Here is a 16,807-nt window from a genome sequence, read left to right as displayed (position 1 = left end):
CCGGGGAGGACCGCGTGACGGCTCCTCTCGACGGGCTTCGGGTCGCCGTTCACGCTTCGGGCGTGGCGGCGGCCTATGCGGCACGCCTTCTGGGCGTACAGGGGGCCGAGGTGATCTTCGTCGAACCGCCTTGCGGTTCAGCCTTGCGCGCGGAACCTCCATTCCTGCCGCAGGGTGAGGGAGCGGAGCCCACCTCGGCCCTGTTCGCCTATCTGGCCGCCGGCGCGCGCAGCATGGTCTGCGATCCGGCGACGGACGAGGGGCAGGCCGCGCTCGCCGCCTTGCTCAGCGAAAGCGACATTTTCATCGATGATTCCCCGATTGCGGGGAGGCAGGACCTGAAACTTGACGAGGTTGCGCTTTCCGCGCTCCATCCGCACCTTGTCCACGTTTCGGTCCTGCCGTTCGGTGCCCATGGCCCCAAGGCGCATTGGCACGCGAGCGAGATTACGCTCCAGCATGCTTCGGGCGAGGGAAACCTGCTGCCCAACGGGCTTTCGGTGGAGCTGTTTCCGGACCGTGCGCCGGTGAAGATCGCCGGCCATTTTGCCGAGATGCAGGGCGGTATCGCCGCCGCGCTCGGCGCCTTGTCCGCGCTCTGGGTGCGGGACGATGTGGGCGGCCAGTTCGTCGATATCGCCAGTCAGGATGCCGCGCTGGCGGTGGGTGCTTTCGCGATCCAGCGACTGGGCGATGGCTCCATCGAACACCGGGTAGAGCGGTCCTTCCGTTATGGTGGGGTGATCCCCTGTGCGGACGGATATGTCGAATTGTTGACGCTGGAACAGCGGCAGTGGGACGGTCTGGTCAAGCTGCTGGGCAGTCCGGATTGGGCACAGGACCAAGCACTGGCGGACAGTCTGGAACGCAGCCGGCGCGGGCCGGAAATCAATCGCCAGATCCGCGAATGGGCGATCGTGCGCAAGGTGGATGATATCGTGGCCGAGGGACAGAAACTCTCCGTCCCCATCGCCCGCTACAAGACGCCCGCCGAAATCCTGCGGGGCAGTCAGGAGCATCATCGCCGCCTGTTCCAGCCGGTGCCCGTTGCGGGAACCGGGCTGGTAAACATGCTGGTTTCTCCCGTTCACGTGGACCGGACGCCGCTATCGCTGCGCGGCGGGCCGCCGGAACTGGGCGAAATGAACCCAATCCCGGCGGAGGTGCTGTCATGACGCTGCCCTTGAAAGGCGTGCGGATCGCCGATTTCACCGTGCACAACGCCGGGCCGTTCTGCACGCAATTGCTTTCCCAGCTTGGCGCCGAAGTGGTGAAGGTGGAGAGCGCCATGCGCCTTGATGCCTTTCGCAAGCCGCACCCGGTTTATGGCCGGATGGGGCCGGCCACGTTCGATCAGGTCGCCTCCAACAAGCTGTCGGTGCGCATCAATCTGAAGAAGGCCGAAGGCGCGGCGCTGGCCAAGCGGCTTGTCTCCGTGTCCGATGTGGCGGCGGAGAGCTTCCGCCCCGGCGTGATGGACCGGCTGGGCCTTGGCTTTGCGGCCTTGCAGGCGGTGCGGCAGGATCTGGTGATGTTATCGGTCTCCTCCTGCGGCCAGAGCGGGCCGGACAGCCACTTTGCCGGTTACGCGCCGCTGTTCGGCGCATGGGGCGGGCTGGGCGAACTCACCGGTTATGAAGACGGGCCGCCGGTGGAAATGCGCCATGTGATGGACCACACCGTGGGCATGAACGCGGCCGTTGCGGTGATGGCGGCGCTCCATCGCCGCCGGGTCACGGGCGAGGGCGGCCATGTCGATGTGGCCGCGCGCGAGGTTGCCGCCTCTCTGGTGGGGGAGGCGCTGTTGCTGGCCGCTGCGGGAGGAGAGCCCCGGCGTGCCGGCAACGATCATCCGCGCATGGCCCCGCACGGCGTCTATCCCGCGCTGGGTGAGGATCGCTGGATTGCCGTGGCGGTGGAAGACGACGCGCAGTGGCAGGCATTTTGCGGCGTGACGGGGATTGCGCCGGAACCCGGCTTTGCGCGGGAGGCGGATCGCCATGCCCATCGCCGCGAGTTGGATGCCCTGGTTTCGGCTTGGACTGTCACGGTCCCCGCCGAAGAGGCGGCGCAGCGCCTGCAGGCGGCGGGTGTGGCCGCGCATGCCTCCTGGACGACGCCGGAGATCGCCGCCGATCCGCACTTGCGGGCGCGGCAGGCGATCGTCGAAGTTGCCGAGCCGGACGGCAAGCGCCGCGCGGCCGTGGGTGTGCCGATGCGGCTTTCGAAGGGCGCGGAGATCGGCATCACGCGCGGCACCCCCGCGCTCGGCGAGCATGAAGACTACGTCTACGGCGAACTGCTCGGCATGGGCCGTGATGAGCGCAAGGCACTGGAAGAGGCCGAAGTTATCTGGTGAGATGGGCGCGAAGTACCTGAAAAAGATGCGCCTGAAAAACATATTGGGGACTTTGGGAAGATGAGTGAGACGGCACCGACCTTGGGCTTCATCGGCCTTGGCGTGATGGGCAGCGGCATGTGCGCGAACGCGGCCCGCAAGCACGCCCCGCCGCTCCATGCCTTCGACATGAATGCAGAGGCTCTGGCCACGCAGGTTGCGGGTGGCGCTGTCGCGGCGGGATCGGTGGCGGATGTGGCGCGGGCGGCAAAGGTGATCTTCCTCTCGCTGCCCGGCGGCAAGCAGGTCCGCGCCGTGTGCGAGGAGATTGCCGCGCAGGGTTCGGTGGGCTCCGTGGTCATCGACCTGTCCACCACCAGCGTGGCCGAAGCGCGCGAGGTTGCCCTGCTGCTGGCGGCCAAGGGCATCGAATTTGCCGACGCTCCGGTGGCGCGCACGCGGCAGGCGGCGATCGACGGCACGCTCTCGATCATGGTCGGCGCGGGGGAGGAACTCTACGCGCGGATCGAACCGCTGCTGCGCTACATGGGATCGGACATCACCCGCTGCGGCGAAGTGGGCTGCGGGCAGGTGGTGAAGCTGATCAACAATACCCTGCTGTTCGAACAGGTGGCGGCGCTGGCCGAAATGTTCGTGGTGGCGGAACGGGCGGGCGTTGCCCCGGCCAAGCTGGTGGAGGCGGTCTCGCTCGGTTCCGGAGACAGCTTCGCCCTGCGCAACCACGGGCTAAAGGCGATGGTGCCGCGCCAGTTCCCGGAAAAGGCCTTCCCCGCGCCCTATGCGCTGAAGGATCTGGGCTACACCATCGAACTGGCCGAGCAGATGGGCGTGGAGCCGCGACTGCCGCGTCTGGCCGCCGAATACTATCAGGCGGCGGTCGATGCCGGGATCGGGCAGGCCTATTTTCCCGCGATCATTCAGGTCGTCGATCCCCGCTGAGTTGGAGTGAGCCGATGGATGTACGCAAGCTGGAATACCGGATCGTCACCGATGGCCTGATCTTTCCCGAAGGCCCGATCGCCATGGCCGATGGCTCGGTGCTGGTGGTGGAGATCAAGGGCGCGCGCCTGATCCGCGTGCAGCCGGATGGCCGCAAGCAAGTGGTGGCCGAATTGGGCGGCGGCCCGAACGGCGCGGCGATCGGGCCGGACGGGGCCTGCTATGTCGCCAACAACGGTGGCTTCCACTGGATTACCGAGGATATTCAGGGCGTGAAGGGCTACAACCGCCCGCACGGCCGCGCGGCGGACTATACCGGCGGCGGCATCCAGCGCGTGGACCTCACCACCGGAAAAGTGACCACGCTCTACACGCACTGCGACGGCGTGCCGATCAACGGCCCGAACGATATCACGTTCGATGCGGGCGGCAACATGTGGTTCACCGATCACGGCAAGACCTATGACCGGGTGATGGACTGCGGCGTGATCTATCACGCGGCGGCGGACGGATCGTGGATCCGGCAGGCGGCGTTCCCGCTGGTGACGCCCAATGGCTGCGCGCTCTCTCCCGACGAGAAGACGTTCTACGTGTCGGAAACCGAGACGGGGCGGCTGTGGCAATGGCCGATCCTGCAGAACGGCGAGCTTGGCAAGGTGGCGTGGCCTTCGCCCAATGGCGGCACGATGCTGGGGCAGGCGACCGGCTACCAGCGCTTCGATTCCATGGCGCTGGAGGCGGGTGGCAACATCTGCGTCGCCACGCTGGTGACGGGCGGGATCACTGTGTTCTCTCCGCAAGGAGAGAAGCTCGAATACTGGCAGGGGCCGGAGCCCTATTGCACCAACATCTGTTTCGGCGGGCCGGACATGAAGACGGCGTGGATCACCGTATCCGGCCACGGCCTGCTGATCGCCGTAGACTGGCCGCGCGCAGGCCTGCCCCTGCTCCACCAAAGGAACTGAACGTGAGCGAATTCGAAGACTGGATCGGCCGCAGTATCTCGGTAACCGACGTGCTGGAACCCGCGCGCAGCAATGCCCTGGACGTGGCGCTGGGCGGCGAGGGAGCGGGCAAGACCGGCGATGCCCTGCCGTTGCTGCACCACTGGCTCTACTTCTGGGACGTGAAGCCGCCGCAGGGCCTCGGCGTGGACGGGCATCCGGCCAAGGGCGGGTTCCTGCCTCCGGTGCCGCTGCCGCGCCGCATGTGGGCGGGCGGGCGCGTGTCGTTCGTGAAGCCGCTGCTGCTGGGCCAGACCGTTACCAAGACCTCCACGATCATCGCGATCAAGGAAAAGACCGGCACCACCGGCCGCCTCGTCTTCGTGACCGTGCGCCACGATCTGGCTGCGGATGGCGCCGTGGCGGTGAGCGAGGAGCAGGACCTTGTCTACCGCGAGCCAGCCTCCGCCATGTTGCCCGCCCCGGTTGCCGCGCCGGCGCCCGATGTGCTTTGGCGGGAGGAGGTGAACCCGGATTCGGTGCTGCTGTTCCGCTATTCGGCGCTCACCATGAACGGCCACCGCATCCACTACGACCGCCCTTATGCGATGGAGGAAGAGGCCTATCCCGGCCTTGTCGTCCACGGGCCGCTTCAGGCGACGCTGCTGGTTTCGCTGGCCGCCCGCAATCTGGATGCGCCGGTGACCGGGTTCGACTTCCGGGGTCAACAGCCCGCTTTCGACGGCGTGCCGCTGCATGTCTGCGGGCAGGCGACCGAGGACGGCGCCGAAGTCTGGACCCAGCAGGGCGAGGGGAAGAACATGGTCGCCACCGTGCGTACCTCGGTTTTGGCGTCGGTTTCGGCCTCGGTTCTGGCCGGGAGTGCATCATGAGCGAGACTTACGGCCTTTTCATCGACGGCAAGTGGCGTGCCGCCTCGGACGGCGGCACGCTTCCGGCGATCAACCCTTACGACCAGTCGGTCCATGCCGAGATCGCCGTTGCTACTGCCGGCGACGTGGAGGATGCCATCTCCGCCGCCCGGCGGGCGTTCGACACCGTGTGGAGCAAGACCACGCCGGGCGAGCGGGCGAAGCTGCTGAACAAGGTGGCCGATCTGCTCGACGCCGATGCCGATCGCATGGCGCTGTTGGAGACGACCGACAACGGCAAGGTCATCCGCGAAACGCGCAATCAGATGGGCTATGCCGCGCGCATCTTCCGCTATTACGCGGGCTGGGCGGACAAGATGCACGGCGATGTCGTGCCGCTGGACCAGAAGGACACGCTCGATTTCGCGATCCGCGTGCCGTTCGGCGTGGTGGCCGCGATCACCGCGTGGAACTCGCCTGTCGCGATCCTCACCAACACGCTGCCCGCCGCGCTGGCAGCGGGGAACTGCGTGATCCTGAAGCCCAGCGAACATGCCTCCACCACCACGCTGGAAGTGGCGAAAATCTGCGAGAAGTCGGGCTTCCCCGCCGGTGTCGTGCAAGTCCTGACCGGCGCGGGTGATGTCGGCCGCGTGCTCACCGAGAGCAAACGGGTAGACAAGATCAGCTTCACCGGCAGCCCCGGCGTCGGCCGCATGATCGCGCAGGCGGCGGGGGCGAACCTGAAGCCGGTGACGATGGAACTGGGCGGAAAATCGCCCAACATCGTGTTCGACGATGCCGATTTCGACCGCGCGCTGATCGGCGCGCTGGCGGGCATCTTCGGGGCGACCGGGCAGACCTGCATCGCCGGATCGCGCCTGCTGGTGCAGCGCGGCGTCTATGACCGCATGGTTGAAGGGCTGGCGGCCCGCGCGAAGATGATCCGCATGGGCGACCCGCGCCTGCCCGAAACCGAGATGGGCACCGCCGCCAACCAGCCGCAGTTCGAAAAGATCCTGTCCTTCATCGAAGCCGCCAAGGGCGATGGCGCCCGGCTTGTCGCGGGCGGCCGAAGGGCAAACGGGCCGGGGCTGGAAAAGGGCTTCTTCATCGAGCCGACCATCTTCGCCGATGTGCGCAACGACATGAAAGTCGCGGCGGAGGAGATCTTCGGCCCGGTCTTGTCGATCATCCCCTTCGATGACGAGGAAGAGGCAGTGCAGATCGCCAATGATACGCCCTATGGGCTGGCGAGCGGCGTCTGGTCGGAAAACATCAGCCGCTGCCTGCGGATGATGCGGGCGATCCAGTCGGGCGTGGTCTGGGTCAACACCTACCGCGTCGCCGCCCCGCAGGCGCCGTTCGGGGGGATGAAGGACTCCGGCTTCGGCCGCGTGCGCGGGGAGGCGGGGATTCTGGAATTCACCCAGACCAAGAACGTCTTCATCGATTTCTCGGGCGACCGGCGCGACCCCTTCTCGATGAAGTTCTGAAGGGCCGGTTTCCCTTGGAACGGGTCTGCGAAAGGCCGGGCGCGGTCATGCGCGCCCGGCCTTTCGTTTGCCGGACCCCGGCCGATGTCAGAAGTGGTAGGCCACGCCGATCAGGGCCTGATGACGATCGAAGCCGTTGCCGTTGCTGCCAAGGTCCGAATAGCGATATTCGACGCGCGCGGTGACGTTGTCGATGATCGCACGCTCCACGCCGCCGCCGACGCTCCAGCCGTCGAACGTCTCATGGCCTTGTGCAATGCCGTCGGACACGCGGGCGCGCATGTTCTCGTAACCGCCGCGCACATAGAACATGGTCTTCGGAGTCACCAGGTAGCCGGCGCGGGCGGACAGGTCGAACGCGTAGTTCGGATCGACCACCGCAGCGCCGCTGCGTACGGCATCGTCGGCGCCCAGATTGAAGCCGCCTTCGGCACCAATCACCACGTTCGGGGTGATCTTGTAGTTGTAGCCGGCGAAGGCGCCGCCGACGAAGGAATCGCGGCTGTCGCGAATGTTTAGATCGCCGATATCGGTATCGGCGCCGCGAACGCGATCGTGGTTCCAGCCGGCCTGAGCACCGACGTAAGGACCCTGGAACGCATCCGCGAAGGCCGGCGTGATCGAGAACACTGATGCGGCGGCGAGGATCCCTGCGAGCAACGTCTTCATTTTCTTATCCCTGTATTGCTGTCCTCCTTGGACAGCGGCGATATGCGCCCGCGATCGCGCCGGGATAATTCCTCAAGAGTTCGACAGACTGTTTCCCGCGGGGAGACAATCGGCTGTTCGTACCACGCCGTCAGATGTGGCGATCGGTGGGCCCGGCAATCCGCAGCGCGGCGAGCGCGGCCACCAGCAGGGTTCCGGCGGCGAAGGCCATCGTCCAGATCGGATCGTGCGGGAAGAAATGCTTCATGATGGACCCCATCACGGTCGCCACCAGAAGCTGAGGAAGCACGACAAAGACGTTGAACAACCCCATGTAAATGCCGAGTTTCGACTGCGGCAGGCTGCTCGCCAGAATGGCATAGGGCATGGCCAGGATAGAGGCCCAGGCCACGCCGATGCCGATCTCCGGCAGGATCAGCGCGTCGGGATCGCGCAGTACGAAGAAGCCGGCGAAGCCCAGCGCGCCCAGCGTCAGGCAGAGCGCGTGGGTGCGGGCCTTGCCGATGCGGCGCGCCAGCCAGGGCAGCAGCGCCAGTGCGGCAATCGCGGCGACGCCGTTGTAGACGGAGAACAGCACACCGACCCAGTTGCCCGCTTCCTGATAGGCTGAACTGGCGGGATCGGCCGATCCGAAGTGGTACTGCGCGACGACCGGCGTGGTGTTGATCCACATGATGAAGAGGGCGGACCAGCTGAAGAACTGCACGAAGGCCAGCCGCTTCATGATCGGGGGCATTCCGCCGAAATCGCCGACGATCCCCGCCAGCATCGAGGCGCTGCGGCCCGAACGGGCGAGCAGGATCGCCGCGATCACCGCCAGACCGTATCCGGCGAGCAGCCCGGCGAGCAGGTAGACTTCCTTCTCCAGCGCCCATTGCCACACTGCCAGCGCGACAACCGCGCCTGCGCCGATCCATGCCAGTCCGCCCAACGGGCTTCGCCGGGCCAGAGCCTCCGAACTTGCAGCGTCGTGGCCGTGTTCACCGTCGAAGGCGGCCTGTTCCTCGGGCGAGTATTCGCGCGTGGTGAGCACCGTCCAGAGCACGGCGGCGAACAGTGCCAGCGCCCCGGCGCGGAAGCTGAAGCGCACCGTGTCCGGAATGCCGCCGGGGCCCGCCACGTTGCTGATGCCGAGATGGTCCAGAACGTAGGGAAACAGCGATCCCACCACCGCGCCCACGCCGATGAAGGCGGTCTGCACCGCGTAGCCGGCGGTGTGCTGATCCTTGCGCAGCATGTCGCCCACGAAAGCGCGGAACGGCTCCATCGAGATGTTCAGGCTGGCGTCCAGCATCCACAGCAGCATCGCCGCCATCAGCAGGCCGGTGCTTTCCGGCATGATCAGCAGCGCCAGCGTCGCCAGCACCGCGCCGGCCAGGAAATAGGGGCGCCGGCGGCCGAGGCGGCCCAGCCATGTCCGGTCGGACATATGGCCCACCACCGGCTGCACCAGCAGGCCGGTGAGCGGGGCGGCGATCCACAGCGCGGGCAGATCGTCGATAGAGGAGCCCAGCGACTGGAAGACGCGGCTCATATTGGCGTTCTGCAGCGCGAAGCCGATCTGGATGCCGAAGAAGCCGAAGCTGATGTTCCACAGTCCGGCCCAGCTTTGCCGCGGCTTTTCAGCCCTGATTGCGCCCGAGACCGCCTGTTCCATCACGTCCTTTTCCCTGAGTTCCGCAAGGCTTCACGGCCTGGCGGTTGTGTGGTTTTCGGCCTCGCACGCGGCTCCGTTCACGGCAACATGCATACGAATGCCTAAGCGTACCTAGGCGGTACCTAGCGTGCTCCGCCGCACGATCAGGCGAGAGGGCAGGGTGGTCGCCGGCAGCGGCTTGTCCTCGATCAGCGCGACCAGGGTTTCGACCAGTCTTTCGCCCGCGCCTTTCAGGTCCTGCATCACGGTCGTCAGCGGCGGATTGGTCATGCTGGCGGCGGGCAGATCGTCGAATCCCATCACTGCCACGTCGCCAGGGATCGCGCGCCCGGCGGCGGATAGGGCGCGCATGGCGCCGATGGCGATCAGGTCGCTGGCGGCGAACACTGCGTCGAACTCCGCGCCGCTGTCCAGCATGTCCTGCATTGCGCGTTGGCCCAATTCCTCATGGCTGATCGCATCGCGCTGGAGGGCAGGGTCGCAGGCGAGGCCGGCCTCCGCCATGGCGGTGCAGAGGCCGTGGTAGCGATCCGCAAATTCGGGATAGTGCTCGTCCGCCTGCCCCAGAAAGGCGATGCGCTTGCGGCCCAGGCCGATCAGATGCTCGCCCGCCAGCTTCCCCGCGCCGAAGTTGTCCGACCCGACGGTGGCGCCGATGTTCTTTTCGTCCACCGAACCCCAGCGCACGAACTGCGTGCCTTGGCCGACCAGCTGCTCCAGCCGGCTTTCGTAGAGCGTGTAGTCGCCATAGCCGAGCAGGATCAGCCCGTCCGCACGGTGGCTGTCCTGATAGCGGACGTGCCAGTCATCTTCCATCTTCTGGAACGAGATGAGCAGGTCCAGCCCCCGATTCGCGCATTGCCGGGTGATCGATCCCAGCATCGCCAGGAAGAAGGGGTTGATCTTCGAATCGTCCGGCGTCTGCTCCTCGAAAAACAGGAGCGCGATCGTGTTGGAACGCTGCGAACGTAGCGACGACGCGTTCTTGTCGACCGAATAGTTCAGTTCCCGCGCGATCTCCTCGATCCGGGCGCGGGTGGCGGCGCTGACGGACTTCGATCCGCGTAATGCGCGGCTGACCGTGGGCTGCGACACACCGGCAAGGTAGGCGATGTCGAAGCTGGTCGGCCTGTTGCTCGGCTTGCGTCCCACCTTGTTTTCTTCCTTAAAAACCCAGCATTTCCGCCGTATTAGGCAGTGTTACGGAGGTGGCATAACTGCAACGCCCCGTGGCTTCCCGACACTTGCGTATACGTATGCCATATTATGCATTCGTCTGTCCCGCCCTAAGCGATGGGGGAACAGGAATGTCACGGTCGACAACGGCCGGGCCTTCCACGGTCGCCGACGGACGGACATCTGGGCGGCGGCCGGTCACACTGGAGGAGGACACAGATGTCGCTTCACGAACGAATTTCGCGCCCGCTTGCCGTTTCCTCGCTGGCGCTGACTGTGGCCCTTGCAGCCGCCCCGCAGGCCGCTTCGGCACAGGACGCCGATGCCGCGACCGCCGAACCGGGCGACGTCACCAGCGATCCGGCCAGCCAGTCGATCATCGTCACCGGTTTCCGCGCCAGCCTTGAATCGGCAGTCAACCGCAAGCGCGAGGCGCAGCAGATCGTCGAATCGGTTTCCGCCGAAGACATCGGCAAGCTGCCCGATGCCTCGATCGCCGAATCCATCGCCCGCCTGCCGGGCCTGACCTCTCAGCGCGTCAACGGCCGCTCCAACGCGATCTCGATTCGCGGTTTCGCACCGGACTTCTCGACCACGCTGCTGAACGGCCGCGAGCAGACCTCCACCGGCGATAACCGCGCGGTCGAGTACGATCAGTATCCCTCCGAAGTGATCAACGCGGTCAACGTCTACAAGACGCCGATGGCCAGCCTGGTCGGGCAGGGCCTGTCGGGCACCGTGGACATGCGCACGATCCGTCCGCTCGACGCCGGCAAGCGCATCGTGACCGTGGGCGCCCGCGGCGTCTATGCCGACCTTGGCAAGCTGAACAAGGGTTCGGACGACAAGGGCTACCGCATCAACGGCATGTACGTGGACCAGTTCGCCAATGATACGCTGGGCATCGCGCTGGGCGCCAGCTATACCGATGAACCCTATCAGGTGCAGGAGTTCAACTCCTGGGGCTATGCCGACACGTCGGACGGCAATCAGGTTATCGGCGGGTCGAAGTCCTACAACACGTCCAGCAAGCTGAAGCGCCTTGGCCTGAACGGCACGCTGCAGTGGCGGCCGACGCCGAACTTCACCTCGACGATCGATGCGTTCTATTCGAACTTCAAGGACGACCAGATCAAGCGCGGTATCGAACTGCCGCTCTACTGGTCGTCGGCCACGCTGAACCCGGGTTATACCGTCGAGGACGGCCTGATCAATTCGGGCAGCTTCTCTGACGTCAAGGGCGTGGTGCGCAACGACGTGTTCCAGCGCCATGCCGATCTCTACTCGTTCGGCTGGAACAACACCTGGAAGGGTGACGATGGCTGGAACGCCATGTTCGACGCCAGCTATTCGAAGACCGACCGCCACGAATTGACCATCGAAAGCTATTCGGGCACCGGCCGCGCGGGCGAAGGCGCCACGGATACCATCGGTTTCACCAGCGCCGCCAAGGGCACCACCTTCACGCACCAGCTCGACTACGGCGATTGGGACCAGATCCTGCTGACCAGCCCGCAGGGCTGGGGCGGCACCCAGATCGGCACCGACGGCACCGCGATCTACGGCGGGCAGGACGGGTACTACAACAACCGCAAGATCAAGGACGAACTCTGGCAGTTCCGCACCGAAGTGACGAAGGAGTTCGACGGCTCGTTCTTCAACTCGATCCAGGCGGGGATGAACTACACCAACCATTCCAAGACGCTGACGCCTGAGGAATACTTCCTTGGTCTGGCCGCCAATACCGATGGAACGGTGAGCGTTGCCGTGCCGGAGCAGTACCGGCTGGGCACCACCAACCTCAAGTACCTCGGCCTTGGCAATGTGATCAGCTACAACCCGCTCGATCTGATCCGCGACGGCATCTACAATCTGGTGCCGAACCCGACCGGGGACGTGGTTTCGAAGGGCTATGCCATCCGCGAAAAGCTGATGACCGGCTATATCCAGGCCAACATCAAGTCGCAGATCGGCGCTTCGGAACTGACCGGCAACATCGGCGTGCAGGCGATCTGGACCGACCAGAACTCCAGCGGCGGCAGCGCGGCGCCGAACCTCGATCCGGTGACGGGCGAGCAGATCCTGAACGCCAACGGATCGCCCGCCTACATCTACGCCATGCGCAAATCGAGCACCGACTATCTGGACGTGCTGCCCAGCCTGAACCTTTCGCTGCGCATGCCCAGCGAGTTCGTGATCCGCTTCGCCGCCGCGCGCGAGATCATCCGCCCGCGTCTGGACGACATGCGCGCCTCGCTAGAATACGGCTATACTTTCACCAACGGCGTGGCCCAGGTCACGGGTTCTTCGGGCAACCCCGATCTGCGTCCGTGGCGCGCCAATGCGCTGGACCTGACCTTCGAAAAGTACTTCGCGGCCAAGGGCTACATCGCCGCGCAGTTCTTCTTCAAGGATCTGAAGAGCTACGTCTACAATCAGGACGTCGTGATCGACAGCTCTACGCTGGCGCTGCCCAATCCGGGTAACGGCTATACGATCTCGCCCACGGCGGTGATCAACATCCCGGTCAACGGGCAGGGCGGCAAGCTTTACGGTCTGGAAGTGGCCGGCACCATCCCGTTCGATGCCTTCACCTCCGTGCTTGAAGGCTTCGGCGTGACCGGATCGGTGGCCTATACGGAATCGAAGATCCACCCGACGCCGGGCGAACCGGCCTCGGCACTGCCCGGCTATTCGAAGTGGGTCGCCAACGGCACCGCCTTCTTCGAGAAGTGGGGCTTCAACGCCCGCGCTTCGGTGCGCTATCGTTCGACCTTCATCGGCGAAGTTTCGGGCTTTGCGGCGAACCGCGTGCGGCGCCGTGCTCAGCCCGAGACGATCGTCGACGCGCAGATCGGCTATGATTTCCAGCCGGGCAGCGCGCTGGAAGGGCTCTCGCTCTACATTCAGGGCCAGAACCTGACCAACGCGCCGTTCGTGACGACCAACCCGGGCGATAGCCGCCAGATCATCGACTACCAGCGCTATGGCGCGCGGTACTTGGCCGGCTTCACGTATAAGTTCTGAGCCCATCCGGGCTCGGGCAAGTTCTGAGGCCAGTTATCGGTGCCGTTGGGGAACCTCCTCCTCTCCGGCGGCATCGCAATGGGCGGAACCGGGAAGCCCTCTCTCCCTCCCTTCCCGGTTCCGCTTCATTCGTCGTCCGCGCTTGACCGGGCGCGAATGACGGGAATGTTCGGAGATTTTGAGATGAACCGCCTGCTTCCTTCTCTTGCCGCCTTGGCGTTTTCCCTTGCCGCGCCAACCGCATTCGCAGGCCCGCTGGAAGACCTGCGCGCGCGCACGCCGGAGCAGGAAGTGATCTACTTCGTCCTGCCCGACCGGTTCGAGAACGGCGATCCGTCGAACGATGCGGGCGGGCTGAAGGGCGGCAAGCTGGCCACCGGGTTCGATCCGGCGGACAAGGCGTTCTATCACGGCGGCGACCTCAAGGGGCTGACCGCGCGGCTGGGCTATATCCAGAACCTTGGCGCGACGGCGATCTGGGTGGGGCCGATCTTCAGGAACAAGCCGGTGCAGGGGCCGAAAGGCAACGAGAGCGCGGGCTATCACGGATACTGGATTACCGATTTTACGCATGTCGATCCGCATTTCGGAACGGATGCGGACTTCAAGGCGCTGGTCGATGCCGCCCATGCGCGCGGGCTGAAGGTCTACATGGACATCATCGCCAACCATACGGCGGATGTGATCCAGTACCGTGAGGGCTCTGCCGAGAGCTATCCTTATCGCTCCAAGGCGGACTATCCGTTCTCGCGCCGGGGCGGTGTCGGCGGAGCGCCGATCAATCCCGGCTTTGCGGGCGACGGTGATGCCAGCGCGGCGAACTGGGCGAAGATGACCGACCCGTCCTTCGCCTATACCCCCTTCGTGCCGAAGGGCGAGGAGCGGGTGAAAGTGCCTGCCTGGCTGAACGATCCGATCTACTACCACAATCGCGGCAATACCGACTGGAAGGGCGAGAGCGCGCAGTACGGCGATTTCGTCGGGCTGGACGACCTTGCGACGGAGAACCCGCGCGTGGTCGAAGGCATGATCGCGATCTATGGCGACTGGATCGACAAGTACGGCGTCGACGGCTTCCGCATCGATACCGCCAAGCATGTGAACCCGGAATTCTGGCGCGCGTTCGTTCCCGCCATGAAGGCGCGCGCTGCGGCGAAGGGCATCCCGAACTTCCACATCTTCGGCGAAGTGATGAGCGGCGACTACGACCCGGCGCTGCTGGCAAGTTGGACGCGCAATGCCGGCCTGCCCGGCGTGCTGGATTTCGCCTTCATGCACGCGGTTCTGAAGGCGGCGGGCGGTGGCAGCAGCGAGGAACTGGCGCGCCTGCCCGATGATGACGGGCTTTACGAGGGGGGCGCCAAGGCGGCGATGCAATTGCCGACGTTCCTTGGCAACCACGATGCCGGGCGTGCGGCGATGTTCCTGAAGGCCGCGAAGCCGGCGATGAGCGCGGACGAACTGCTGAAGCGCGATGAGCTGGCCCATGCCATGCTACTTACTCTGCGCGGCGTGCCGACGATCTATTACGGCGACGAGCAGGGCTTTGCCGGTGCCGGCGGCGACCAGCTTTCGCGGCAGGACATGTTCGCCAGCAAAGTGGCGATCTACAATGGCGAGGCGCTGGTGGGTACGGCCAAGACCACGGCCACCGAGAGCTTCGATCCCGCCCATCCGCTCTACCGCCTGATCGCGCAGCTTTCCGCCTTGCGCGTGAAGACCCCGGCGCTGACCGGTGGCCGTTCGGTCACCCGCGCGGCATCGGAGAAGCCGGGCCTCGTCGCCGTCTCCCGCTTCGATCCCAAGACTGGGCACGAAGTGCTGCTGGCCTTCAACACCTCGACCGCGCCGGTTTCCGCAGCTGTCGCCGTCGATCCGGGCTCGCTTGCGTTCGAGACGCTGGCGGGCACGGCCTGCGCCGCCACGGCCAGCGCGCCCGGTTCGGTGCGCGTCGAACTGCCGCCGCTCGGCTTTGCGGTCTGCGCGGCGAAACCCTGATCCACTCCCCCCGGAAAAGACCATGACTGAACCTGCCGAATGGTGGCGCGGTGCCGCCATCTACCAGATCTATCCCCGCAGCTTCGCGGACGCCAATGGCGATGGCATCGGCGACTTGCCCGGTATCGCCGCAAGGCTGGACCATGTGGCCGGGCTTGGCGTGGAGGCGGTGTGGATATCGCCCTTCTACGCCTCGCCCATGGCCGATTTCGGCTATGACATCGCGGATTACTGCGCTGTCGATCCGATCTTCGGCACCCTGGAAGACTTCGATGCGGTGATCGCGCGGGCCCGTGATCTGGGGCTGAAGATCATCGTCGATCAGGTCTACGCCCATACTTCGGACCAGCATGCATGGTTTGTGGAAAGCCGCGCCAGCCGCGATAATCCGCGCGCGGACTGGTACGTCTGGGCCGATCCCAAGGAGGACGGCACCCCGCCCAACAACTGGCAGTCGATCTTCGGCGGCCCCGCATGGCGCTGGGACGCGCGGCGCGGCCAGTATTACATGCATAACTTCCTGGCCGAGCAGCCGCAGCTCAATTGCCACAACCCGGACGTTCAGGACGCGCTGCTGGGTGTGGCGAAGTTCTGGCTGGACCGGGGTGTCTCGGGCTTCCGCATCGACGCGCTCAACCATTCGATGCACGACCCGCTGCTGCGCGACAATCCGCCCGCTGACGAGGATGGCAAGGTCCGCACCCGGCCCTACGACTTCCAGATCCAGCGCTACAATCAGTCGCACCCTGACATCCTTGCCTTCATCGAGCGGTTGCAGGCGCTGATCGCCTCTTATCCAGATACCTATTCACTGGCCGAGGTCGGCGGGCTCAATGCCGGGGTGGAGATGAAAGCCTTCACGCAAGGCCGCGCGCGGCTGAACAGCGCCTATGGCTTCGACTTCCTCTACGCCGAGAGCCTGACCCCCGCGCGCGTCGCTGCCGCGCAGGAATTCTGGCCTGATGAACCCGGCATGGGTTGGCCGAGCTGGGCTTTCGAGAACCACGACGCCCCCCGCGCCATCTCGCGCTGGTGTGCACCGGAGCACCGCGAGGCCTTTGCGCGGATGAAGGCGATGTTGCTGCTGTCGCTGCGGGGCAACCCCATCGTGTTTCAGGGCGAGGAACTCGGGCTGGAGCAGGACGAGGTGCCGTTCGAACTGCTTCAGGACCCGGAGGCTATCGCCAACTGGCCGCTCACCCTCTCGCGCGACGGCGTGCGCACGCCGCTGCCGTGGAAGGCGCAGGACGAGCATGGCGGCTTCACCAGCGGCCATCCGTGGCTGCCGCTCTCCGAAGCGAACCTTGCCCGCGCCATCGACCGGCAGGAGGCTGACCCCGCCTCGCTGCTGCACCTGACGCGCCGCCTCGTCCATGTGCGCCGTGACGATGCGGCGCTGCGTCGGGGTACTTGCGAGGTGCTGCTGGCCGACGAGACGCGGCTTGTGCTGCGACGCGAGGCGGAGGGACGGTCGGTGCTGGCGGTGTTCAACATCGGTGAGCGCGATGCGGCTTGGCCGGAGGGTGTTCCGATAACGGGCAAAGTCCTCGCCGCCGTCAACGACGCGGCGCCCGGCTCACTTCCCGCATGGGCCGCGATCTGGATCGAGGAATGACCTCGTCCGGAATGGTCGGCAATCGGGATCGAGGCATCATCATCCATTATCGTCG

Annotated in this window: 12 protein-coding genes; 9 read left to right on the top strand and 3 right to left on the bottom strand. The window is 65.5% G+C overall.

The window, feature by feature from the left end:
* Positions 1-14 precede the first annotated feature (14 nt).
* Genes ACZ1JV_RS06620 through ACZ1JV_RS06595 form a run of 6 tightly spaced genes read left to right on the top strand, consistent with a single transcriptional unit; the run spans position 15 to position 6,610 of the window.
* Complete coding sequence (locus ACZ1JV_RS06620; RefSeq protein ID WP_465148882.1) at positions 15-1,175, top strand: CoA transferase; 1,161 nt, start codon at positions 15-17, stop codon at positions 1,173-1,175.
* Positions 1,172-2,359 carry a CaiB/BaiF CoA transferase family protein gene (locus ACZ1JV_RS06615; RefSeq protein ID WP_465148881.1) on the top strand — a complete coding sequence of 396 codons (1,188 nt, stop codon included), beginning with the start codon at positions 1,172-1,174 and terminating at the stop codon, positions 2,357-2,359. The genes ACZ1JV_RS06620 and ACZ1JV_RS06615 overlap by 4 nt, the downstream gene beginning before the upstream one ends.
* Before the next feature lie 60 nt (positions 2,360-2,419).
* Positions 2,420-3,298, top strand: a complete 879-nt coding sequence (locus ACZ1JV_RS06610; RefSeq protein WP_465148880.1) for an NAD(P)-dependent oxidoreductase — start codon at positions 2,420-2,422, stop codon at positions 3,296-3,298.
* A gap of 14 nt (positions 3,299-3,312) precedes the next feature.
* The gene (locus ACZ1JV_RS06605) at positions 3,313-4,263 is read left to right on the top strand and encodes an SMP-30/gluconolactonase/LRE family protein (protein ID WP_465148879.1); all 951 of its coding nucleotides are present in this window, start codon (positions 3,313-3,315) and stop codon (positions 4,261-4,263) included.
* Positions 4,264-4,265: 2 nt separating this feature from the next.
* Positions 4,266-5,135 (top strand): HTD2 family dehydratase, encoded by an 870-nt coding sequence (locus ACZ1JV_RS06600; RefSeq protein WP_465148878.1) that lies wholly within the window; start codon positions 4,266-4,268, stop codon positions 5,133-5,135.
* Complete coding sequence (locus tag ACZ1JV_RS06595; protein WP_465148877.1) at positions 5,132-6,610, top strand: aldehyde dehydrogenase; 1,479 nt, start codon at positions 5,132-5,134, stop codon at positions 6,608-6,610. Before ACZ1JV_RS06600 ends, ACZ1JV_RS06595 begins: the two co-directional genes overlap by 4 nt.
* Before the next feature lie 87 nt (positions 6,611-6,697).
* Here the strand turns inward: ACZ1JV_RS06595 and ACZ1JV_RS06590 are convergent, their stop codons facing one another.
* The 3 genes from ACZ1JV_RS06590 to ACZ1JV_RS06580 form a co-directional block, all read right to left on the bottom strand.
* Positions 6,698-7,279 carry an outer membrane protein gene (locus ACZ1JV_RS06590; RefSeq protein WP_465148876.1) on the bottom strand — a complete coding sequence of 194 codons (582 nt, stop codon included), beginning with the start codon at positions 7,277-7,279 and terminating at the stop codon, positions 6,698-6,700.
* Between the two features lie 130 nt (positions 7,280-7,409).
* Positions 7,410-8,936 (bottom strand): MFS transporter, encoded by a 1,527-nt coding sequence (locus ACZ1JV_RS06585; RefSeq protein ID WP_465148875.1) that lies wholly within the window; start codon positions 8,934-8,936, stop codon positions 7,410-7,412.
* 111 nt (positions 8,937-9,047) lie between these two features.
* Positions 9,048-10,088 carry a LacI family DNA-binding transcriptional regulator gene (locus tag ACZ1JV_RS06580; RefSeq protein ID WP_465148874.1) on the bottom strand — a complete coding sequence of 347 codons (1,041 nt, stop codon included), beginning with the start codon at positions 10,086-10,088 and terminating at the stop codon, positions 9,048-9,050.
* 243 nt (positions 10,089-10,331) lie between these two features.
* On the opposite strand from ACZ1JV_RS06580, the gene ACZ1JV_RS06575 reads away from it, so the two are divergent.
* The 3 genes from ACZ1JV_RS06575 (at position 10,332) to ACZ1JV_RS06565 (ending at position 16,752) form a co-directional block, all read left to right on the top strand.
* A complete protein-coding gene (locus tag ACZ1JV_RS06575; RefSeq protein ID WP_465148873.1) occupies positions 10,332-13,139 on the top strand; it encodes a TonB-dependent receptor in 2,808 nt (935 codons plus the stop codon).
* 183 nt (positions 13,140-13,322) lie between these two features.
* Positions 13,323-15,137, top strand: coding sequence for an alpha-amylase family glycosyl hydrolase (locus ACZ1JV_RS06570; protein ID WP_465148872.1), 1,815 nt, complete (start codon positions 13,323-13,325; stop codon positions 15,135-15,137).
* Positions 15,138-15,159: 22 nt separating this feature from the next.
* The gene (locus ACZ1JV_RS06565) at positions 15,160-16,752 is read left to right on the top strand and encodes an alpha-amylase family glycosyl hydrolase (RefSeq protein ID WP_465148871.1); all 1,593 of its coding nucleotides are present in this window, start codon (positions 15,160-15,162) and stop codon (positions 16,750-16,752) included.
* Positions 16,753-16,807 lie beyond the last annotated feature (55 nt).

It is taken from the genome of Novosphingobium sp. BL-S-19 (genome assembly GCF_055521675.1).
Note: the sequence above shows the minus strand (reverse complement) of the source record. Positions and strands in the feature narration are given on the sequence as shown.